The sequence below is a fragment of the Streptomyces sp. Y309 genome (genome assembly GCF_056712025.1).
In genome coordinates, this window is record NZ_CM160048.1 from 3,939,535 (window position 1) to 3,960,552 (window position 21,018).

Genomic DNA, 21,018 nt, shown 5'->3' on the forward strand with positions numbered 1-21,018 from the left:
GGGGCCGGGTGGGGTTCCGGGTGGGGTTATCCACAGTGCGATCGTGCGGTCCCCCTCATGGCGCGAGCGCGGCGCGGCGGGCACTCTTTGGCGTATGACCGCTAGCACCACGCTTTCGCACGACGAGCCGCAGGGCCCGCCGCCTGCCCGTTTCGCCTTCGGCGTGCACACCTGGAAGGAGATCGCGCACCTCCTTGCGAACCTTCCGATCGCCGTCGTCGGATTCACGTATGTGGTGACGGCCCTGTTCGTCGGCGGCCTCCTGTCGGTGACGGTGGTCGGCCTGCCGCTGCTCGCGCTCGCGCTGTTCGGCGCGCGCCTGATCGGCAAGTTCGAGCGGGGGCGGGCCAGGCGGCTGCTCGGCGTGCGGATCGACGAGCCGAGCCCGATGCCGGCGCCGTCGAAGCGCTCCGGCAGCTTCCTCAGCTGGCTGTGGTCCAGCCTCAAGGACCCGGTGGGCTGGCGGACGATGCTGTACGGCTTCATCCGGCTGCCGTGGGGCATCGCGACGTTCGCGATCACGCTCGTCGGGCTGTTCGTGCTGTGGCCGGTGCTGCCGTTCGTCGCGCGGGCGCTGGCCAACGCCGACCGGGCGATGGTGCGCGGTCTGCTGTCGCGCTCGGACGAGCTGGAGCGGCGCATCGCCGAACTGGAGTCGGACCGGGGCGTGGTCGTGGACACCGCCGCGGCCGACCTGCGGCGCATCGAGCGCGATCTGCACGACGGCGCGCAGGCCCGGCTCGTGGCCCTCGCCATGGGGCTCGGCCTCGCCAAGGAGAAGCTCCTGGAGGACCCGGACACAGCGGCGGCGATGGTCGACGAGGCGCACGGCGAGGTGAAGCTGGCGCTCCAGGAGCTGCGGGACCTCGCGCGCGGCATCCACCCGGCGGTCCTCACCGACCGCGGGCTCGACGCGGCCCTGTCGTCGGTCGCCTCGCGGTGCACGGTGCCGGTGAAGGTGACCGCCGACCTGCCCGAGCGCCCGGCGCCCGCGATCGAGGGCATCGCGTACTTCACGGTCTCCGAGCTCCTGCAGAACGTGAGCAAGCACAGCGGGGCCCGGACGGCGAGCGTCGAGGTGTGGCGCTCCGACCAGCGGCTGCTCATACAGGTGTGGGACGACGGCCACGGCGGCGCCAGCCTCGACGGCGGCACGGGCATGGCGGGCCTCGCGGACCGGCTCGGCGCGGTGGACGGCCTGTTCGTCATCGACTCGCCGAGCGGCGGCCCGACGACGATCACGGCGGAGCTGCCGTGGCGGGACCGCGAGGAGGCGTGAGGTCCGGCCGGGTACTTCGGACGCCCTGGCCCACCCCAGGAGGGTAGGGAAAACCCCCGGTCCAAGAGGCCGACCCCCTCCATGGTCCGCCGGGCCACGGGACCGCACGCTGTACGTACGACAAGAAGAAGCTCTCGCGGAGCGGGCACGGGCCGCGCGGAGCCGAGCAGAAACGGACGACACCGATGGCCACGGACTACGGACAGGGGTACGGACACGTCATGGGAGCCGACGTCGAGGACCGCTGGGGCCACGGGGACCACAGCGGCTATGGCAGCCACCCCGGCGGCGGGCGCGGCGAGGGCCCCCTGAGCCGACTGCCGGCCGCGCTGCGGGCCCCCCTGGAGGGGCGCACGTGGCGTGAGTTCCTGTACGTGCTGCTCTCGTTCCCGATCAGCATCGTCGGCTTCGTCTTCACGGTGACGATGCTGTCGGTCGGCGCGGGCCTGCTGATCACGTTCGTCGGCATTCCGGTGCTCGCCCTGGGCCTGGCGTCCCTCCGCGGCTTCGGCGCGCTGGAGCGGATGCGGGCGCGGGTGCTGCTCGGCGTGGACATCAAGGACCCGCATCCGCTGCAGACGCGCGGCGGCGGCTTCATGGCGTGGATGGGGGCCGTCCTCAAGAGCGGTGTCTCCTGGCGGCACGTCGTGTACGCGGTGATTCACATGCCGTGGGCGATCTTCTCGTTCGCGGTGACGGTGGTCTTCTGGACGTACGGCTGGGCGATGCTGACGTACCCGCTGTGGTTCTGGCTGTTCCCGATGTACGGCGGACAGGACGGGATCCAGCTCTACGGCGACGACGGTCACCGGATATACCTGGACAACCCCTTTGAAATCGGGATCACCGCGGCCACCGGGCTGCTCGTCACCCTGGCCACGCCCTGGATCATCCGCGCCCTGACGACCGTCGACCGGGTCATGGTCTTCGGGCTGCTCGGTCCCTCGCGCCTGGTGTCACGTGTCGTCGAACTGGAGTCGGACCGGGGCGTCGTCGTGGACACCGCCGCGGCCGATCTGCGGCGCATCGAGCGCGATCTGCACGACGGCGCGCAGGCACGCCTCGTGGCCCTCGCCATGGATCTCGGTCTCGCCAAGGAGAAGCTGGCCGAGGACCCGGAGGCGGCGGCGCGGATGGTGGACGAGGCGCACGGCGAGGTGAAGGTGGCGCTGCAGGAGCTGCGGGATCTGGCGCGCGGGATCCATCCCGCCGTGCTGACCGACCGGGGGCTCGACGCGGCGCTGTCCGCGCTCTCCGCGCGGTGCACCGTGCCGGTGGACGTCGAGGTGGATCTGCCGGCGCGGCCGGCCGCGGCCATCGAGGGGATCGCCTACTTCACCGTGTCCGAGCTGCTGCAGAACATCAGCAAGCACAGTGGGGCCGGGCGGGCCTCCGTGGATGTGTGGCAGGTCGAGAACCGGCTGATGTTGCAGGTCACCGATGACGGGCAGGGTGGGGCCGATGTGTCCTCCGGGTCCGGGCTTGCGGGGCTCGCGGAGCGGCTCGACGCGGTCGACGGGATTCTGGTGGTCGAGTCGCCCCTGGGGGGGCCGACTGTGATCACTGCGGAGTTGCCTTGGCGGGGGTAGTTCCCTGCCGGGGGCTCCCCTACTGCGTCCATTAGCGCGCTCCGCGCGCGGGCACCCCTTCCCGCCGCATCAATCAGCGGCTCCGCCGCGGGCAGGGGGCTCCGCCCCCTGGACCGCCCTCGGCGGGCCGAGACGTGGGGTTAATTGAAGGAGCGTGAAGCCTCGGCGCCCGAATGCTGGGATGCTGGGTCCTGTCAGCGGGGCGGGGACAGGGCATGGGGGCCGGAACATCGTGGAGGACAAGGTGCGGGTGGTCATCGCCGAGGATTCAGTGCTGCTCAGGGAGGGCCTGACCCGGTTGCTGACCGACCGCGGGCATGACGTCGTCGCGGGGGTGGGCGACGCGGAGGCGCTGATCAAGACGGTCACCGACCTCGCGGCGCAGGACATCCTGCCGGACGTCGTGGTCGCGGACGTGCGGATGCCGCCCACGCACACCGACGAAGGGGTGCGGGCGGCCGTGAAGCTGCGGGCGCGACATCCGGGACTCGGCGTGCTCGTGCTGTCGCAGTACGTGGAGGAGCAGTACGCCACGGAGCTGCTCGCCGGGTCCAGCCGGGGCGTGGGGTATCTGCTCAAAGACCGCGTCGCCGAGGTGCGCGAGTTCGTGGACGCGGTCGTGCGCGTCGCGCAGGGCGGCACCGCGCTCGACCCGGAGGTCGTGGCACAGTTGCTCGGGCGCAGCCGCAAACAGGACGTCCTCGCGGGCCTCACCCCGCGCGAGCGGGAGGTCCTGGGTCTGATGGCCGAGGGGCGGACGAACTCGGCGATCGCGCGGCAGCTCGTGGTGAGCGACGGAGCCGTCGAGAAGCACGTCAGCAACATCTTCCTGAAGCTGGGGCTCTCCCCCAGCGACGGGGACCACCGCCGGGTGCTCGCCGTACTGACGTACCTGAATTCCTGAAATTCCTGAATTCCCGAGAGGGCCCTAGGGCTCCCGAGGGGTTCGGCGGACTCCTCGGAGGTACCCCGACCGTGTCCCGGCGGCCCGCCGCCCGCCGTCCCGCCACCGGGACACGATTACGGGTCCACCGCACAGCGCCACCGTGGCACCACGCGCACGGACAGACGGACAGCACGACACCGCACCGCAGCACCGCACCGCAGCACGGCCCCAGCACCAGGCACAGTCCGAGAACCATCTGGTTCCAGGCCCAGGTCCGAGAACCAGGTCCTAGAACCAAAGGATGAGCGGAGAGCGTCTTCATGAAAGGCCGGGGGGCGAGTCACAGCATGACAAATCGGGGCATCCAGCTGTCTCAAAGGTGCGTCCACCATGCGAGCGGCCCTAAGAAGGTGACCCTTACAGACGTAGGGTGGGCCGTGGGAGCGCAGGGCGGCCTGCCGCTTCCGCAGAGCCGCCTCAAGGGAGGTCCAGTTCAGTGACCAGCCAGGTCAGTAGCCCGGCCGAGCAGGCCGACGAAGCCGTCGTAGGAGAGCAGCGCAAGGCCACAGCGGGCGAGAAGGACGTGCGCCGCCTCGACCGGGTGATCATTCGATTCGCGGGTGACTCCGGTGACGGCATGCAGCTCACGGGCGACCGGTTCACTTCGGAGACGGCGTCCTTCGGCAACGACCTGTCGACGCTGCCGAACTTCCCCGCGGAGATCCGCGCGCCCGCCGGCACGCTGCCGGGCGTCTCCTCGTTCCAGCTGCACTTCGCCGACCACGACATCCTGACCCCGGGCGACGCACCGAACGTGCTGGTCGCGATGAACCCGGCGGCCCTGAAGGCGAACATCGGGGACGTGCCGCGCGGCGCGGAGATCATCGTGAACACGGACGAGTTCACGAAGCGCGCGATGCAGAAGGTGGGGTACGAGACCTCGCCCCTCGAGGACGGCTCCCTGGACGGCTTCCAGGTGCACCCGGTGCCGCTGACCACGCTGACGGTGGAGGCGCTGAAGGAGTTCGACCTGTCCCGGAAGGACGCGGGGCGGTCGAAGAACATGTTCGCGCTCGGCCTGCTCTCGTGGATGTACCACCGGCCGACCGAGGGCACCGAGCGGTTCCTGAAGACGAAGTTCGCCAAGAAGCCGGACATCGCGGCGGCGAACATCGCGGCGTTCCGCGCGGGCTGGAACTTCGGCGAGACGACCGAGGACTTCGCGGTCAGCTACGAGGTGGCGCCCGCGGCCAAGGCGTTCCCCACGGGCACGTACCGCAACATCTCCGGCAACCTCGCCCTGTCGTACGGCCTGATCGCGGCCTCGCGCCAGGCGGACCTGCCGCTGTACCTGGGTTCGTACCCGATCACGCCGGCCTCGGACATCCTGCACGAGCTGTCCAAGCACAAGAACTTCGGCGTCCGCACCTTCCAGGCCGAGGACGAGATCGCCGGGATCGGCGCGGCCCTCGGCGCCGCCTTCGGCGGTTCGCTGGGTGTCACGACCACCTCCGGCCCCGGCGTGGCGCTGAAGTCGGAGACGATCGGGCTCGCGGTGAGCCTGGAGCTGCCGCTGCTGATCGTGGACATCCAGCGCGGCGGCCCGTCCACGGGTCTGCCGACCAAGACCGAGCAGGCGGACCTGCTCCAGGCGATGTACGGCCGCAACGGCGAGGCCCCGGTGCCGATCGTCGCGCCGCGCACCCCGGCGGACTGCTTCGACGCGGCCCTGGAGGCGGCGCGCATCGCCGTCACGTACCGCACGCCGGTCTTCCTGCTGTCCGACGGCTATCTGGCCAACGGCTCCGAGCCGTGGCGCATCCCGGAGGTCGACCAACTCCCCGACCTGCGCGTGCAGTTCGCCTCCGGCCCGAACCACACGCTGGACGACGGCACCGAGGTGTTCTGGCCGTATCTGCGCGACCCCGGGACCCTCGCCCGGCCGTGGGCGATCCCGGGCACGCCGGGTCTTGAGCACCGCATCGGCGGCATCGAGAAGCAGGACGGCACGGGCAACATCTCCTACGACCCGGCCAACCACGACTTCATGGTCCGCACCCGCCAGGCCAAGGTCGACGGCATCGACGTCCCCGACCTGGAGGTCGACGACACGAACGGCGACGCCGGCCTCCTCGTCCTGGGCTGGGGTTCGACGTACGGGCCGATCACCGCCGCGGTGCGCCGGCTGCGCGCCGCCGGGCAGAGCGTCGCGCAGGCGCATCTGCGCCACCTCAACCCGTTCCCGCGGAACCTGGGCGAGGTCCTGAAGCGTTACGACAAGGTGGTGATCCCCGAGATGAACCTCGGCCAGCTCGCCACGCTGATCCGCGCCGAGTATCTCGTGGACGCGGTCTCGTACAACCAGGTCAACGGCATGCCGTTCAAGGCCGAGCAGCTCGCCACGGCTCTCAAGGAGGCCATCGATGGCTGACACCTCGCTCGCGGGGCCCACAGGTTCCGAGACGCTTCTGAAGCTCGTGCCCAAGGCCGAGGGCAAGCAGTCCATGAAGGACTTCAAGTCCGACCAGGAAGTGCGCTGGTGCCCCGGCTGCGGTGACTACGCGGTCCTGGCCGCCGTGCAGGGCTTCATGCCCGAGCTCGGCCTGGCCAAGGAGAACATCGTCTTCGTCTCCGGCATCGGCTGCTCGTCCCGCTTCCCGTACTACATGAACACGTACGGAATGCACTCCATCCACGGCCGCGCCCCCGCGATCGCCACCGGACTCGCCTCCTCCCGGCGGGACCTGAGCGTGTGGGTGGTCACCGGCGACGGCGACGCGCTCTCCATCGGCGGCAACCACCTCATCCACGCGCTGCGCCGCAACGTGAACCTGAAGATCCTGCTGTTCAACAACCGGATCTACGGCCTCACCAAGGGGCAGTACTCCCCGACCTCCGAGGTCGGCAAGATCACCAAGTCGACGCCGATGGGCTCGCTGGACGCGCCCTTCAACCCGGTGTCGCTGGCGATCGGCGCGGAGGCCTCCTTCGTGGCCCGCACGGTGGACTCGGACAGGAAGCACCTGACGGAGGTCCTTCGCCAGGCCGCCGCCCACCCGGGCACGGCCCTGGTGGAGATCTACCAGAACTGCAACATCTTCAACGACGGCGCCTTCGAGGTCCTCAAGGACAAGCAGCAGGCCGAGGAGGCCGTGATCCGCCTGGAGCACGGCGCGCCGATCCGCTTCGGCACCGACGGCTCCAAGGGCGTCGTCCGGGACCCGGCCACCGGCGATCTGAAGGTGGTCGCGGTGACGGCGGAGAACGAGTCGCAGATCCTGGTCCACGACGCGCACTCCGCGTCCCCGACCACGGCCTTCGCGCTCTCCCGCCTCGCCGACCCGGACACGCTGCACCACACCCCCATCGGCGTCTTCCGCAGCACCGAACGGCCGGTGTACGACACGCTGATGGCCGACCAGCTCGACACCGCCATCGAGCAGCACGGCAAGGGTGATCTCGCGGCGCTGCTCGCGGGTGGGGACACGTGGACGGTCGTCGGCTAGTCCGACGCCACACGACATAGGCCTGACCCGGACAGATCCTGTCCGGGTCAGGCCTATTTCCGCTTCGGCATGTGTCAGGACCGGGCTTCGTCGTACTTCGCCCGTGCCTCCAGTACGGCGTCCATGCGCCGGTCCGTCCACGCGCCCAGGGCGCGGACCAGCTCCGCGGCCTCGCGGCCCAGGTCGGTCAGGGAGTAGTCGACGCGGGGCGGGATGACGGGCTTGGCGTCGCGGTGCACCAGGCCGTCGCGCTCCAGGGTCTGCAGCGTCTGGGTCAGCATCTTCTCGCTGACGCGGCCGATCTCGCGGCGCAGCTCGCTGAATCGGTACGAACGCTCCGCCAGGGAGATCAGGACGAGGACGCCCCAGCGGCTGGTGACGTGCTCCAGGACGAGGCGGTGCGGGCACATCGCCTCGGTGTCGGTGTTCCAGAGGGTCCTTACGCTCATGCCAGTACCTTACTTCAAAGTGGGTACTTACGGATAGTTAGTGCCACGCCTAGGGTGAGTGTCATACCTCTTCGCACCGCGCACACCAGGAGTTTTCCCATGAGCATCGTCGTCACAGGAGCCACCGGCCACCTCGGCCGCCTCGTCGTCGAGGGCCTGCTGGCCGCGGGCGTGCCCGCCGGGCAGGTCGCGGCCGTCGTACGGAACAAGGAGAAGGCCGCGGACCTCGCGGACCGCGGCGTGGAGCTGCGCGTCGCCGACTACAACGCGCCGGAGACGCTGGCCGCGGCGTTCGCCGCGGGCGACAAGGTGCTGCTGGTCTCCGGCAGCGAGGTGGGCCGGCGGGTGGCGCAGCACCGGGCCGTGATCGACGCGGCGCGGGCCGCCGGGGCCGCGCACCTCGTGTACACGGGCGTGCTCGGCGGACCCGACGCCGACTTCGACCTGGCCGCCGAGCACAAGGTCACCGAGCAGGCGGTGCTCGACTCCGGGCTGCCGTACACGTTCCTGCGCAACGGCTGGTACCACGAGAACTACACGGAGCACCTGGCTCCGGTCCTGGCGCACGGCGCCGTCGTCGGCAGCGCGGGCGGCGTGGGCCGGGTCGCGTCCGCCGCGCGCGCCGACTACGCCGCGGCGGCCGTCGCGGTGCTGACCGGCGAGGGCCACGAGGGCGTCGCGTACGAGCTGAGCGGCGACGTGGCGTGGAGCTTCCCCGAGTACGCGGCCGAGATCGCCGCGCAGTCCGGCAAGCCCGTCACGTACCGGCAGGTGTCCCCCGCCGAGCACCTCGCCGTGCTGGCCGGCGCCGGGATTCCGGAGCCGATGGCCGCGATCCTCGTGGACGTGGACGCGGCCGTCGCCCGCGGGCTGCTCGCCGGGGGCAGCGGTGACCTGAGCCGCCTCATCGGGCGGCCGACGACGCCGCTGGCGGACGCGGTGGCGGCGGCGCTCAAGGGCTGAGCCGCTTCAAGGGCTGAATCACGCTGAAGGGCCGCACCGCGCCGCCGTGGGGCTGTCATGACCGTATGGCGATACACACATGACAGCCCCACGGTGCGGGCGCTACCTTCATGCTCGGCAGCGGGTGTTGCCCGAGCACGAAGGAGGAGCCGTGACCCCAGCGCAGGCCAAGGCCGAGGCACGCATAGGCCTGCTGAACGGCTTCGCGGCGTACGGCATGTGGGGCCTCGTGCCGTTGTTCTGGCCGCTCCTCAAGCCCGCGGGCGCGGGCGAGATCCTGGCCCACCGCATGGCCTGGTCGCTCATCGTGGTCGGCATCGCGCTGCTCGTCGTACGGCGCTGGGCCTGGGCGGGCGAACTGCTGCGCCAGCCCCGCAAGCTGGGCCTGGTGACGGTGGCCGCCACCGTGATCACCCTCAACTGGGGCGTCTACATCTGGGCCGTGAACTCCGGCCACGTCGTCGAGGCCTCCCTCGGCTACTTCATCAACCCCCTGGTCACCATCGCCATCGGCGTCCTGCTGCTCGGCGAGCGGCTGCGCCCCGTGCAGTGGGCGGCCGTCGGCGTCGGCCTCGCCGCCGTCCTCGTGCTCGCCTTCGGCTACGGCCGCCCGCCCTGGATCTCCCTCGTCCTCGCCTTCACCTTCGCCACGTACGGCCTGGTCAAGAAGAAGGTCAACATCGGCGGCCTGGAGTCGCTCGCCGCCGAGACCGCCGTGCAGTTCCTGCCCGCGCTCGCCTTCGTGCTGTGGCTCGGCTCGCGGGGCGAGGCCACGTTCGCCGCCGAGGGGTTCGGGCACGCCGCGCTGCTCGCCGCCACCGGTGTGGTGACGGCCGCGCCGCTGGTCTGCTTCGGCGCGGCCGCGATCCGGGTGCCGCTGTCCACGCTGGGACTCCTTCAGTACCTGGCGCCCGTCTTCCAGTTCCTGCTCGGCATCCTGTACTTCCACGAGGCGATGCCGGCGGAGCGGTGGGCCGGGTTCGCGCTGGTGTGGCTGGCGCTGGCGCTGCTCACGTTCGACGGGCTCCGCACCGCGCGGCGCAACGCGGTTCGCCTCGCGCGGCGTGAGGGCGAACCGCAGGGGGGCTCCGCCCCCTCTCCCCCCTCTGTCGGCGCTTCGCGCCTCGTCCTCAATCGCCGGACGGGCTCTCCTCCCAAGCACCCCGCGCCGCAGCCGCCTTCACGTACTCCGTGAAGTCCCGCGGCTCGCGGCCCAGTACGTCGCGTACGCCGGTCGCCAGCGGGGCGAGGTGGCCCTCGGTGAAGAACGTGAAGATGGCGGTGTACTCCTGGGCGGCGGGCTCGGGCACGCCGTCGGCGAGCAGCTCGGCCAGGAACTGCTCCGGCGTGATGGGCTCGTAGCGCATCGGGCGGCCCGACGCCGCCGCGATCTCCGCGACCGCCTCGGCGTACGTGAGGGCGCGCGGGCCCGACAGCTCGTACACGCGGTGCGTGTGGCCGTCCTCGGTGAGCAGCGCGACCGCGACGTCCGCGATGTCCTCCACGTCGATGAACGGCTCCGGCGTGTCGCCGACCGGCAGGGCGAGGCGGCCCGCGAGGAGCGGCGCGTGGAGGAAGTCCTCGGAGAAGTTCTGCGCGAAGTTGTTGGGCCGGATCACCGTCCAGTCGACGCCCGCCTCCGCGACGGCGCGCTCGGCCCGTGCCATGCCCGGCAGGAAGGACTCGCCGGACACGTCGGCGCCGCGCCCGGACAGGACCACGAAGCGGCGCACGCCCGCCGCCGCGGCCTGCGCCACGAAGTCGACGACGGGGTCCGGGTCTTCCGGCGCGACGAGGTAGAGGGCCCTCACGCCGGACAGTGCCGTGGACCAAGTAGACCGTTCGTTCCAGTCGAAGCGGGTCTCGCCGGAGCGGGACGCGGCCCGCACCGTGTGGCCCGCCGCCCGCAGCCGGGGCACGAGCCGGCGCCCGGTCTTGCCGGTGGCGCCGAGGACGAGGATGGGGGCGTTCGTCGCGGACTGCTGAGCGTTTGCCGTGTTCTGCTGGGTTTCGGTCATGGCATCAGCCAATCCGCTCGGCCGCGCCGGTGACATGGGCGTCCGTCTCACGGCCATGGGAGTACGTCCATGGCCTTACCGTTGACCGCATGGACGCTCTGGGGGATCTGTTGCGCGGCGTACGCGCGGACGGCGCTCGGTTCGATCACGCGGTCCTCACGGACAGGTGGGAGCTGAGCTGCCCGAAGGGTGCCGCGCTCGAACTGATCCTGGTGGCGCGGGGCACGGCCCGGGTCACCGCCGCCGGGTGCGAGCCGCGCACCCTCCGCCGGGGAGACGCCGCGCTCGCCTGCACCACGGCCCCGTTCGCCCTGACCTCGGCGGGCCCCGGCGCCGGGGAGACCGAACTCGTCTCCGGCGCCTACGAGTTGGAGGGCTCCGTCGGCCGCCGCCTCACCAGCGCGCTGCCGCCGTTCCTGGTCGTACCGGCCGTGGACGAGTGCCTGCCGATCGTGGAGCTCATCGCCGCCGAGGTGGCCGCCGACCGGCCCGGCCGGCAGTACGTGATGGACCGGATGCTGGACTGGCTGCTCGCCTGCACCCTGCGCGAGTGGTTCGACCTGCCCGAGTCCTGCCCGCCCGCCTGGTACCGGGCGCTCGGCGACGACGTGGTCGGCCCGGCCCTGCGCGCCCTGCACGAGGAGCCCGCCAGGCCCTGGACCGTGGCGTCCCTGGCGGCGCGCGCCCAGGTCTCGCGCGCCGCCTTCGCCCGGCGGTTCGCCGACCTGGTGGGCCGGCCCCCGATGGCGTACCTCACCGACTGGCGCATGACCCTCGCCGCCGAACTCCTCACGGAGCCGGGCGCGACGGTCGCCTCCGTGGCCGCGCGGGTCGGGTACGCCGACGGGTTCGGGTTCAGCGACGCCTTCAAGCGGACCCGGGGGGTCACGCCGAGCGGCTACCGGGCGTCGCGGGCCGCGGAGGCGGGGGCGGAGGCGGGGGCCGCGGCTTCGGAGAAGGTGGACCCCGACTCGTGGCTGCGGGCCGCGGGCTGAGCCTTCCGCCCGCCCCCGCGCACCCCGGCCAGCGAGACCACGACCCCGAGGACCGCGAGCACCACGGGCACGGTGAGCGCCGCCCGGAACGCCTCCAGCGCACCCTCCGGGTCCCCACTCCCTGACGAAGCGATCCCGTACACCGCCGTCACCGCCGAGATCCCGATCGCCGCCCCGAACTGCGTGGCCGTCTGCAACAGGCCGCCCGCCAGGCCCTGTTCCTCCTGGGCCACGCCGTCCGTCGCGGCGATCAGGAGCGGGCCGTAGGCCAGCGCGAAGGCGGTGCCGGCGAGGATCAGCGTGGGGAACATCGCCGCGTACGTCCAGTCCATGCCGACCGGCAGGAACAGCGCGTACGCCGTCGCCGCGAGCAGGAAGCCGGCGAGGATCACGCGGGCGTGGCCGTGGCGGTTCACCAGGCGCGGGGTGAGCGTCGGCGCGAGGACGACGTCGCAGCCCATCACGACCAGGGCGATCGCCGTCTGCCAGGACGACCAGCCGCGCAGCTCCTGGAGGTAGAGCGTCAGGACGAACTGGAAGCCCATGAAGGCGCCGAGGAAGAGCAGCGCCCCGAGTCCGGCCCGTACCACCGTCCCCGTACGGAAGATGCCGAGCCGTACCAGCGGCAGGGCGGTGCGGCGCTCGACGCCCACGAAGACCGCGAGCAGGAGCAGCCCCGCGGCCAGGGAGGCGAGCGTCACCGGCCAGTCGGCGAGGCCGTGTTCGAGGCTGACGACGGCGTAGGCGAGGAGCAGCATCGCCCCGGCCGCGGTGGCCGCACCCGGCAGGTCGAAGCCGCCGGTGCGCGGTCCTGGCGGGGCCTCGGCCGGGACCAGCCGCACCGCCGCCACCAGGATCACCGTCGCGAACAGTACCGGCGCGAAGAACACCCACTGCCAGCCCAGCTCCGTGAGCAGCCCGCCGATGACCAGGCCGAGCGAGAAGCCGCCCGCGGAGGTGCCCGCGAAGACGAGCAGCGCCTTGTTGCGGGCCGGGCCCTCCGCGTACGAGGTGGTGATGATCGACATCGCGGCGGGCGTCATGAACGCCGCGGCCACACCGGTCACGAACCGCGCCACGATCAGCATCCAGCCCTCGGTCGCGAACCCGCCGAGCCCGGAGAAGACCAGGAACACGCCGAGCCAGGTGAGGAACATCCGCCGCCTGCCGAGCAGGTCGGCCGCGCGGCCGCCGAGCAGCGTGAATCCGGCGTAGCCGAGGACGTACGCGCTGATCACCCAGGCCGCCGTGCCGGTCGACAGGTCCAGGTCGGACCGGATGCTGGGGATGGCCACGGCGAGCATGGCGATGTCGGCACCCTCCAGAAAGATCGTTCCACACAGGACGAGCAGCAGTGCCCAGGCGCGGGCGCCCATGGTGTCTCCTTCGGCGGTTACTCCACTGATGGCCGGTTCCTTCTTGTAACCAAGAGAATCCTGCGGCAGCATCGGGAGGTGCGGAAGAAGGCACTTTGAAGTCACCGAGGCACTGCGAGGGCACCGTGGAAACCGTCGGCTATGGAGACCCCGATCCGTTCCAGTGGGACACCCGGGAGGACTGTCAGGTGCGGCAGATCCTGGACCGGGTCGCCGACAAGTGGTCCCTGCTCGTGATCGCGCTCCTGGACCGCCGGTGCCTGCGCTTCACCGAACTGCGGCGCGAGATCGACGGCATCAGCCAGCGCATGCTGACGGTCACGCTGCGCCAGCTGGAGCGGGACGGACTGGTGCGGCGCACGGTGCACCCGGTGGTGCCGCCGCGCGTGGAGTACGAACTCACGCCGCTCGGCGGCACGTTGCACCACACCATCCGGTCCCTGGTGACCTGGACGGAGGAGCACCAGAACGAGATCGCGGCGGCGCGGTCCGCGTACGACGCGCGGGTGGCGGCGGAGGCGTCGGCGGACGCATGATCAAGGCATGACCCTGCACTGGAAACTCGTGATCGACGCGCAGGACCCGCACGCCCAGGCCGCCTTCTGGGCCGAGACCCTGGGGTACGAGGTCGAGGACAACAGCGCCCTCATCGAGCGCCTGCTCGGCTTCGGCGCCGTACCGGAGGCGCTGACCGTCGAGTTCCGCGGGCGCCGCGCCTGGCGCGACCTCATCGCCGTACGGCACCCGGACGATCCGTACGACGAGGACAGCGGCACGGGCCTCGGCCGGCGTCTGCTCTTCCAGCGGGTGCCGGAGAAGAAGTCCGGCAAGAACCGGCTGCACGTGGACGTGCACTCCGCGCCCGGCACCCGCGGGGAGGAACTGGCCCGCCTGGAGGCGCTGGGCGCGAGTGTGCTGCGGCACGTGAAGGAGCCCGGGGGCGAGTGGGTGGTGATGGCGGACCCGGAGGGGAACGAATTCTGCCTCCACTAGGGGTGCAGGGCCTCCACTACGGGCGCAGGCCTCCACTAGGGGCGCAGGGCGTGCCCCGTCGTCGCGTCCACGTAGTCCGGCACGGCCTCGTGACTGTCCCCGACGGTGAGCGTGCCGGTGGGCTCGAACAGCAGGATCGAGGCACCGGTGCGGGCGATCGGCTTGTGCTCGGTGCCCCGGGGCACCGTGAAGACGGCTCCCTTGGTGAGCGTGACCGTGCGCTCCCCGGCGGGCCCTCGCAGGGCGATGTCCAGCTCGCCGTCGAGGACGAGGAAGAACTCGTCGGTGTCGTCGTGGACGTGCCAGATGTACTCGCCCTCGACCTTGGTGACGCGTACGTCGTAGTCGTTGACGTGGGCGACGATGCGGGGGCTCCACAGGGCGTCGAAGGAGGCCAGGGCGTCGTGCAGGGCAATGGGTTCCCGCCGGTGGACGGGGGTTTCGTTGGTCATGGACTCATCGTGGGCCTTGGACCGGGACGCCACGAGTGCTAGAAATCGCACATGGCGCAAGAAAACTCTCAAGGCTCCGGGCGGCGCGGCAGCGCCCCGCACCGCGTCGTCGTCATCGTCGACGAGAACTCCAACCCCTTCGAGCTCGGCTGCGTCACCGAGATCTTCGGGCTCCGCAGGCCCGAACTGGGCCGGGAGCTCTACGAGTTCACGCTCTGCTCGCCCGAGCCGCGCACCCTGATGCGGGACGGGTTCTTCACGCTCACCGGGGTCGCCGCGCTCGGCGCCGCAGACTCGGCGGACACCCTGATCGTGCCGAACCGGCCCGACACGGAGGTCCCGCGCCGCCCCGCCGTCCTGGACGCCGTCCGCCGGGCACACGCGCGCGGCGCCCGGCTCGTCGGCTTCTGCAGCGGCGCCTTCACGCTCGCCGAGGCCGGGGTGCTCGACGGGCGCAGGGCCACCGCGCACTGGCAGTGGGCGGACGACTTCCGGCGGCGCTTCCCCGCCGTCCGCCTCGAACCGGACGTCCTGTTCGTCGACGACGGCGACATCCTCACCGCCGCGGGCAGCGCCGCCGCGCTCGACCTCGGGCTGCACATCGTGCGCCGGGACTTCGGCGCGGAGGTCGCCAACTCGGTGTCGCGGCGCCTGGTCTTCGCCGCCCACCGGGACGGCGGACAGCGGCAGTTCGTGGAGCGCCCCGTGCCCGACGTACCCGACGAGTCGCTCGCGCCGCTGCTCGCGTGGGCGCAGGAGCGCCTCGGCGAACAGCTCACCGTGGCCGGGCTCGCCGCGCGTGCCGCGGTCAGCCCGGCGACGCTGCACCGCCGCTTCCGCGCCCAGCTCGGCACGACACCGCTGGCCTGGCTGAACGGGGAGCGCACCGCGTTCGCCTGCCGCCTCATCGAGCGCGGCGAGGAGCGGCTCGACGTGGTCGCCCACCTCAGCGGCCTCGGCACGGCGGCGAACCTGCGGGCCCGGCTGCGCAGGGAGACGGGCCTGAGCCCGTCCGCGTACCGCCGCCGCTTCGGCCCGTCCTAGGGCGCCTGCGGCGGGCCTCCCCGCTGCGTCCATTAGCGCGCTCCGCGCGCGGGCGCCCCTTCCCGAAACCGGGGGCTCCGCCCCCGGACCCCCGCTATCGGCGCTCCGCGCCTCGTCCTCAAACGCCGGACGGGCTAAAACCTTGCCGCACCCGGCACATATCCAGCCCCAGCCAGGCCTACCCCCGCACCAACTCCAGCACCCGACCGCCCACCTCCAACGCCTCCCCCGGCTCCCGCACGCACTGCTGAAGGTCGACGAAACAGCTCTCCGCCCCGGACTCCCGCACCCCGCGCAGCACCGACGCGATCTCCTCCGCCGAGGCGCCGGGCTTCGGGTTGCAGCGGATGTGGCGGCGCAGCGCCTCAGGGTCGCGCCCCGCCTCCTCCGCGCCGCGCCGGGCCATGCCCCACAGCCCGGCCAGGGTTCGGCAGCGTGGTGCGGGCCGCCGAGGCGGCGGTGGGCGCCCCGATGCCCACGATATGGCTCACCCCGGCGCGCCACCCCGGCCTGCCGTTCACGGACATCGACGAGGTGCGGGCCTGGTTCCGCACCGAGCACGCGCTGCTCGCGGCCGTCGTCGAACAACTCCTCAACTCCGGGCCGCAGTTCCTGCGCAAGGCGATCGACCTGCTGATCATCGTCGCGGCCAGCGGCATCTTCCTGGGCCGCGCCCACTACGCGGAGGTGGCCCGGATCACGGGCCTGGCCGCCGACCGCGCGCGGGCCCTCGGGGACGACGAGTGCCAGGCGCGCGCCCTGCACACCCGGGCCTGGCTGTCCGTCGTCGTGACGCGGTACGCGGCCGCCGAGGCCGACGAGCGCGCAGCCCTCGACTGCGCGGCCCGCATCGGCAACGCGCTGCGCCACCACATGTCCGGCGTTCTCCTCGCCCTGATCCTGCGGGCGACGGGCCGCACCGCCGAGGCCGACGAGGCCATGCGCACGGCCCAGCGCTACGCGGGCGACCCCGAGGACCCGTCCAGCCCCGCTTCCGTGGCCCGCTTCGTGTCCCGGCTGCACGTGATCCTCAGCCCCGAACAGCCCGGCCTGTCCGTGATGACAACGGCGATGCGGGCGGTCGACGCGACGGGCGCATCCCTGACCACAAACGACGGGGTGGCCCGCCTGGGCAGCGAACTGCACCGGGCGGCGCCGTTCAGCGGTTGTTGACCCCATCGAGACAACGGTGTCGCACAGTCACGCCATGACCGACAGCACGCCTTCGCCCGCCGCCCGCACCGCCGACACGGCCCACGACCTGACCGGCATCCGCCTCGCCCACCGGGCGATCCTCGGCGACATCGACCGCCTCGTCACACTGCTCGCGGACCTCACCTCGACGGCCGTGGACCCCGCTCACGCCCGCGCCGTCGCGGCGTACGTACACCGCTACAACGCCGCCGTGCGCCACCACCACCGCAACGAGGACGAGATCCTCTGGCCGGTCGTCGCGGCCGCCACCGAGGGGGGCTGTCGACCTGGCGCCGCTCTCCGCGGAGCACGACGCCCTCGACCCGCTGCAGGACGCCTGCGACTGGGCGGCGACGCTCTTCGGCGAGGCCCCGGCAGGGCACGCGGGCCGCCTCGCCGAGGCCCTCACCGCACAGCGTGACGTGCTCGTCGACCACATCACCGCTGAGGAGCGCGACCTCTTTCCCGTCATCACCCGCCATGTCCGCGCCCAGGACTACGCCGACGCCGAGGCCAGGATCCGCCGCGCCGTCCCGGTCGAACACGCGACGTGGATGCGGGGCTGGCTGATGTCGTACGCCACCACGGAGGGCCTGCGTGTCCTGGCACCGGGCGGCGCGAGCACGCCCGCGGCGGGCGCCGAGTCGGTGTTCCGCGCGCACGCGGACCACGAAGTGGAGGTGTTCGGCGCGCACGCGGACCACGAAGTGGAGGATCTCGGCGCCACGCCTGGCCATAAAGATGCTGCCTCCCCAACCCTGTCTTTCCTTACCGTTGGTGGATGAACCTGGTCGAAACGCGGCAGCCGACGAGCGACCTCCCCGTGCGTCGCGAGCGCGAACACCGCGCCCACCGGCTCCTGCTCGCCGTCTGCGCCGCGTTCGCGCTCGCCTCGCTCACCCTCGTACCACTGGATCTGCGCCTCGGCTGGGACGAGCTCGTCTACGCGAGCCGCTTCGGCCCGTACGCCCCCGACCAGGCCCCCGACGTGCCGTTCAGCGCGCCCCGCACCCGCGGCGTGCCCGTGCTCCTCGCGCCCGTCGCCGCCTGGAGCGACTCGGTCGTGCTGCTCCGGCTGTGGCTGACGGTGCTCTCCACCGCCGCGCTCTACCTGGGGTTCCGGCCCTGGCTGCGGGCCGTGCCCCGGCTCCCGGAGGTCGCGGCGGCCGCCGCGGCGCTGTACGGCAGCCTCTGGTTCGCGGTGTTCTACGCCAACGCCGCGATGCCCAACCACTACACCGCCATGGGCGCGACGGGCGCCGTCGGCCTCTTCCTGCACCGGCGGCCCGGGCCGCGTACGTACGCGGGGATCACCGCCGGACTCCTGCTCGCCACCCTGATGCGGCCCAACGACGGCGCCGCCCTGGCGGTGCCCCTGCTCGCCGCCGCCGCGCTGGTGCCGCTGTGGCGCTCGCGCGGGCGGGCGCTCGCCGTGCTCGGCGGGTTCGGGGCGGGTGTGCTGCCGTGGGTGATCGAGGCGTACGTTCGCTTCGGTGGCGTACGCGAACGGCTCGACGACGCGAGCGAAGTGCAGGGCGGGCTGCGGTTCACGGACTCCGCGCTGCATCAGCTCACCGCGATCGACGGGCCCCTGCTGTGCCGTCCGTGCGCGGGCGACGGCGTGCGGGCGCCCGCCCTCGGGTGGTGGGTGCTGCTCGCGGTGTTCGTGCCGCTCGGGCTGTGGTCGGTGCGGCGGTTCCGGCGGACGGCGGCGGGGGGTTGGCTGGCCCTGGCCGTGGGGCTGTGCGCGGCGCTGCCGTACGTCGTCGTGGTGCCGTACACCGCGCCGCGGTTCCTGCTGCCGACGCACGCGCTGCTCGCGGTGCCCGCGGGGTTCGGGGTGCTCGCGGTGGTGCGGTGGGCTCGGGAGGTGCGGGGGGCGCGAGGGGCGCGGTGGGCGCGGGGGCAGCGGGTGCGGGTGCTCGCCGTGGGCCTGGCGGCGGTGTTCCTCACGGGGCACCTGGTCGTGCAGGGGGTCCTCCTCTCCACCTTCTCCGGTATCCAGTCGGCCGCGAGGGAGGACTGGGAGCGGGTGGCCCGGGTGGCGCACCGGGAAGGGGTGCGGGCGCCCTGTCTGCTGGACGGCAATACGTCGGTGATTCCGCTGGCGTACGTGGCGGGCTGTGAGCCCGCGCCGCGGGGAGCCGAACGGCGGGCGGCCGAACGGCGGGGGGACATGCGGCGGCCGTCCGTCCTCGTGCTGCGGCAGCACGCGGCCCCGGAGTGGGCTCGGGCGTGGCACACGTTTCCGGTGCCGGACACCTACGCGCCGGGGTGGCGGGTCCTCGTGCCGTCGACTCCGTAGCCCCGGGCTCAGGCACAGCATCAAGCGACTCCCCGGGCCGGCACAGCACTTGGCGACTCCGGGGACCCACGTACAACCCCCAGCGACTCCCCGTTATGCGGAACAAGCCGTCCGGATCCCGCTCTTGACGTGAACTCAACAGCGCTCCACCATCGGGCACTCCAGGCTCATTCGGAATTCAACTCAACTCCAGACTGACCTCACGGAAGCCGGAGCCCCCCACATGAGACTCTCCGTATCCGGACGCAGCGCGGCAGCCGCCGTCATAGCCGCCACCGCCCTCCTGACGACCAGTGCGATATCCACCGCGGCCACCGGCTCCCCCGGTACGACCGCGCCCCCGCGAGCGGCCGCCCCGGACATACCCGTGGCCAACGTCACGGCACACCTCTCGCAGCTCCAGTCCATCGCCTCCGCCAACGGCGGCAACCGCGCCCACGGCAGCGCGGGCTACAAGGCCTCGATCGACTACATCAAGGGCAAGCTGGACGCCGCCGGATTCACCACCACCGTCCAGCAGTTCACCACCAGCGGCCGCGTCGGCTACAACCTCATCGCCGACTGGCCCGGCGGCGACGCCAACCAGATCCTCATGGCCGGCTCGCACCTCGACAGCGTCAGCCGCGGCGCGGGCATCAACGACAACGGATCGGGCTCGGCCGCCGTCCTGGAGACGGCGCTCGCGGTGTCCCGTGAGCAGTACAAGCCCACCAAGCACCTGCGGTTCGCCTGGTGGGGCGCGGAGGAGCTGGGCCTGATCGGCTCCTCGAACTACGTGCGCGGCCTGCCCGCCGCCGAGCGCACGAAGATCAAGGGCTATCTCAACTTCGACATGGTCGGCTCGCCGAACCCGGGCTACTTCGTGTACGACGACGACCCCACCATCGAGAAGACGTTCAAGGACTACTACGCGACCAAGAACGTGAGCACCGAGCCGGACCGCGAGGGCGACGGCCGCTCCGACCACGCGCCGTTCAAGAACGCGGGCGTCCCCGTCGGCGGCGTCTTCGCCGGCGCGAGCACCGCCAAGTCCTCGGCCCAGGCGCAGAAGTGGGGCGGCACGGCCGGTCAGGCCTTCGACCGCTGCTACCACTCGTCGTGCGACACCACGTCGAACATCAACAACACGGCGCTCGACCGCAACAGTGACGCGGTCGCCTACGCGGTATGGGGGCTGTCCTCCTAGCCTCCGCGCCCCCTGGGCATTGCCCCTGGACGAGAATGCTTGCGCGTGCATATAGTGCACACGCAAGCATTCCTCGTACGCAAGCAAGCACCCAGGGGGCACCCCATGACTCGCTCGTTCCTCTTCGTCCACGGCAGCGCCCGCCCGAAGGGCAACACCGAGATCCTGGCCCGCAAGGCGGCCGAGCAACTGCCGCCGGACGTCGAGCAGCGCTGGATCGACCTCGCCGACCACCCGCTCCCGGACTTCCAGGACCTGCGGCACGACGACACGGGCCCCCGCGCCCGCCCTCGTCCGCAGGGCGACACCGAGGCGCTGCTCCTGGACGCCACGCTCGCCGCCACGGACATCGTCATCGCGTCCCCGCTGTACTGGTACTCGGTGTCGGCCACCACCAAGCGCTACCTGGACTACTGGGACGCGTGGCTGGAGGTTCCGGAGCTCGGCTTCAAGGCCGAGATGGCGAAGCGCACGCTGTGGGGCGTGACGGCGCTCGCGGACCGCAACGAGGCGGCCGCGGACCCGCTGGTCGGCACGCTGCGCAACACGGCCGCGTTCTTCCCGATGCGCTTCGGCGGCGTGCTGCTCGGCAACGGCACCCGGCCGGGGCACGTCCTGAACGACACGGAGGCGCTGGCCCGCGCCAAGACGTTCTTCGCGCAGGAGGACATCCCTCTGGCCCGCTTCCCGTTCAGCTCCGGGTCGTACGGCGAGTAGGCCCGTTTGTACGAGTTGGCCCGTCGTACGAGTTGGCCCGTCGTACGAGTTGGCCCGTTCGTACGA

General features: G+C 72.0%; 22 protein-coding genes. 17 read left to right on the plus strand and 5 right to left on the minus strand.

Annotation, left to right across the window (positions count from 1 at the left end; translation table 11 throughout):
• Nucleotides 1–94: 94 nt before the first annotated feature.
• The 5 genes from AC0KTA_RS15470 (at nucleotide 95) to AC0KTA_RS15490 (ending at nucleotide 7,260) form a co-directional block, all read left to right on the plus strand.
• Nucleotides 95–1,279 (plus strand): sensor histidine kinase, encoded by a 1,185-nt coding sequence (locus AC0KTA_RS15470; protein ID WP_481055697.1) that lies wholly within the window; start codon nucleotides 95–97, stop codon nucleotides 1,277–1,279.
• A gap of 185 nt (nucleotides 1,280–1,464) precedes the next feature.
• Nucleotides 1,465–2,868: a sensor histidine kinase gene (locus tag AC0KTA_RS15475; RefSeq protein ID WP_481055698.1), complete on the plus strand. Its 1,404-nt coding sequence runs from the start codon at nucleotides 1,465–1,467 to the stop codon at nucleotides 2,866–2,868.
• A 244-nt stretch (nucleotides 2,869–3,112) separates the two neighbouring features.
• Complete coding sequence (locus AC0KTA_RS15480; protein WP_481056432.1) at nucleotides 3,113–3,772, plus strand: LuxR C-terminal-related transcriptional regulator; 660 nt, start codon at nucleotides 3,113–3,115, stop codon at nucleotides 3,770–3,772.
• A gap of 478 nt (nucleotides 3,773–4,250) precedes the next feature.
• Nucleotides 4,251–6,185, plus strand: coding sequence for a 2-oxoacid:acceptor oxidoreductase subunit alpha (locus AC0KTA_RS15485; RefSeq protein ID WP_481055699.1), 1,935 nt, complete (start codon nucleotides 4,251–4,253; stop codon nucleotides 6,183–6,185).
• Nucleotides 6,178–7,260 (plus strand): 2-oxoacid:ferredoxin oxidoreductase subunit beta, encoded by a 1,083-nt coding sequence (locus tag AC0KTA_RS15490; RefSeq protein WP_481055700.1) that lies wholly within the window; start codon nucleotides 6,178–6,180, stop codon nucleotides 7,258–7,260. Before AC0KTA_RS15485 ends, AC0KTA_RS15490 begins: the two co-directional genes overlap by 8 nt.
• 74 nt (nucleotides 7,261–7,334) lie before the next feature.
• On the opposite strand, the gene AC0KTA_RS15495 is transcribed toward AC0KTA_RS15490, so the two are convergent.
• Nucleotides 7,335–7,709, minus strand: coding sequence for a winged helix-turn-helix transcriptional regulator (locus AC0KTA_RS15495; RefSeq protein WP_481055701.1), 375 nt, complete (start codon nucleotides 7,707–7,709; stop codon nucleotides 7,335–7,337).
• A gap of 99 nt (nucleotides 7,710–7,808) precedes the next feature.
• Here AC0KTA_RS15495 and AC0KTA_RS15500 point away from each other — a divergent pair, with 99 nt between their 5' ends.
• Both AC0KTA_RS15500 and rarD read left to right on the plus strand, forming a co-directional pair.
• Nucleotides 7,809–8,672 (plus strand): SDR family oxidoreductase, encoded by an 864-nt coding sequence (locus tag AC0KTA_RS15500; protein ID WP_481055702.1) that lies wholly within the window; start codon nucleotides 7,809–7,811, stop codon nucleotides 8,670–8,672.
• A gap of 217 nt (nucleotides 8,673–8,889) precedes the next feature.
• Nucleotides 8,890–9,867 (plus strand): EamA family transporter RarD, encoded by a 978-nt coding sequence (gene rarD, locus AC0KTA_RS15505; RefSeq protein ID WP_481056433.1) that lies wholly within the window; start codon nucleotides 8,890–8,892, stop codon nucleotides 9,865–9,867.
• Here rarD and AC0KTA_RS15510 read toward each other — a convergent pair.
• A complete protein-coding gene (locus AC0KTA_RS15510) occupies nucleotides 9,803–10,690 on the minus strand; it encodes an NmrA family NAD(P)-binding protein (RefSeq protein WP_481055703.1) in 888 nt (295 codons plus the stop codon). The two genes, rarD and AC0KTA_RS15510, sit on opposite strands and share 65 nt — an antisense overlap.
• Nucleotides 10,691–10,779: 89 nt before the next feature.
• On the opposite strand from AC0KTA_RS15510, the gene AC0KTA_RS15515 reads away from it, so the two are divergent.
• Complete coding sequence (locus AC0KTA_RS15515) at nucleotides 10,780–11,685, plus strand: AraC family transcriptional regulator (RefSeq protein ID WP_481055704.1); 906 nt, start codon at nucleotides 10,780–10,782, stop codon at nucleotides 11,683–11,685.
• On the opposite strand, the gene AC0KTA_RS15520 is transcribed toward AC0KTA_RS15515, so the two are convergent.
• The gene (locus tag AC0KTA_RS15520; RefSeq protein ID WP_481055705.1) at nucleotides 11,589–13,061 is read right to left on the minus strand and encodes an MFS transporter; all 1,473 of its coding nucleotides are present in this window, start codon (nucleotides 13,059–13,061) and stop codon (nucleotides 11,589–11,591) included. The two genes, AC0KTA_RS15515 and AC0KTA_RS15520, sit on opposite strands and share 97 nt — an antisense overlap.
• A 95-nt stretch (nucleotides 13,062–13,156) precedes the next feature.
• Here AC0KTA_RS15520 and AC0KTA_RS15525 point away from each other — a divergent pair, with 95 nt between their 5' ends.
• Nucleotides 13,157–13,597: a winged helix-turn-helix transcriptional regulator gene (locus AC0KTA_RS15525; RefSeq protein ID WP_481055706.1), complete on the plus strand. Its 441-nt coding sequence runs from the start codon at nucleotides 13,157–13,159 to the stop codon at nucleotides 13,595–13,597.
• Between the two features lie 7 nt (nucleotides 13,598–13,604).
• Nucleotides 13,605–14,054 carry a VOC family protein gene (locus AC0KTA_RS15530; RefSeq protein WP_481055707.1) on the plus strand — a complete coding sequence of 150 codons (450 nt, stop codon included), beginning with the start codon at nucleotides 13,605–13,607 and terminating at the stop codon, nucleotides 14,052–14,054.
• Nucleotides 14,055–14,089: 35 nt separating this feature from the next.
• Here AC0KTA_RS15530 and AC0KTA_RS15535 read toward each other — a convergent pair whose 3' ends face one another.
• On the minus strand, nucleotides 14,090–14,506 hold the full coding sequence (locus tag AC0KTA_RS15535; RefSeq protein WP_481055708.1) for a cupin domain-containing protein: 417 nt from the start codon (nucleotides 14,504–14,506) through the stop codon (nucleotides 14,090–14,092).
• A 51-nt stretch (nucleotides 14,507–14,557) separates the two neighbouring features.
• Here AC0KTA_RS15535 and AC0KTA_RS15540 point away from each other — a divergent pair, with 51 nt between their 5' ends.
• Nucleotides 14,558–15,550: a helix-turn-helix domain-containing protein gene (locus AC0KTA_RS15540; RefSeq protein WP_481055709.1), complete on the plus strand. Its 993-nt coding sequence runs from the start codon at nucleotides 14,558–14,560 to the stop codon at nucleotides 15,548–15,550.
• 178 nt (nucleotides 15,551–15,728) lie between these two features.
• On the opposite strand, the gene AC0KTA_RS15545 is transcribed toward AC0KTA_RS15540, so the two are convergent.
• A complete protein-coding gene (locus AC0KTA_RS15545; RefSeq protein ID WP_481055710.1) occupies nucleotides 15,729–15,956 on the minus strand; it encodes a hypothetical protein in 228 nt (75 codons plus the stop codon).
• 65 nt (nucleotides 15,957–16,021) lie between these two features.
• Here AC0KTA_RS15545 and AC0KTA_RS15550 point away from each other — a divergent pair, with 65 nt between their 5' ends.
• The 6 genes from AC0KTA_RS15550 (at nucleotide 16,022) to AC0KTA_RS15575 (ending at nucleotide 20,952) form a co-directional block, all read left to right on the plus strand.
• Nucleotides 16,022–16,723 carry a hypothetical protein gene (locus tag AC0KTA_RS15550; RefSeq protein WP_481055711.1) on the plus strand — a complete coding sequence of 234 codons (702 nt, stop codon included), beginning with the start codon at nucleotides 16,022–16,024 and terminating at the stop codon, nucleotides 16,721–16,723.
• A gap of 34 nt (nucleotides 16,724–16,757) precedes the next feature.
• Nucleotides 16,758–17,165, plus strand: coding sequence for a hemerythrin domain-containing protein (locus AC0KTA_RS15555; RefSeq protein ID WP_481055712.1), 408 nt, complete (start codon nucleotides 16,758–16,760; stop codon nucleotides 17,163–17,165).
• A 1-nt stretch (nucleotide 17,166) separates the two neighbouring features.
• The gene (locus AC0KTA_RS15560; RefSeq protein WP_481055713.1) at nucleotides 17,167–17,529 is read left to right on the plus strand and encodes a hypothetical protein; all 363 of its coding nucleotides are present in this window, start codon (nucleotides 17,167–17,169) and stop codon (nucleotides 17,527–17,529) included.
• Nucleotides 17,526–19,049 carry a hypothetical protein gene (locus AC0KTA_RS15565; RefSeq protein WP_481055714.1) on the plus strand — a complete coding sequence of 508 codons (1,524 nt, stop codon included), beginning with the start codon at nucleotides 17,526–17,528 and terminating at the stop codon, nucleotides 19,047–19,049. Before AC0KTA_RS15560 ends, AC0KTA_RS15565 begins: the two co-directional genes overlap by 4 nt.
• A 223-nt stretch (nucleotides 19,050–19,272) precedes the next feature.
• A complete protein-coding gene (locus tag AC0KTA_RS15570; protein WP_481055715.1) occupies nucleotides 19,273–20,235 on the plus strand; it encodes a M28 family metallopeptidase in 963 nt (320 codons plus the stop codon).
• Between the two features lie 105 nt (nucleotides 20,236–20,340).
• On the plus strand, nucleotides 20,341–20,952 hold the full coding sequence (locus AC0KTA_RS15575) for a flavodoxin family protein (protein WP_481055716.1): 612 nt from the start codon (nucleotides 20,341–20,343) through the stop codon (nucleotides 20,950–20,952).
• The last annotated feature ends 66 nt before the right edge of the window (nucleotides 20,953–21,018 follow it).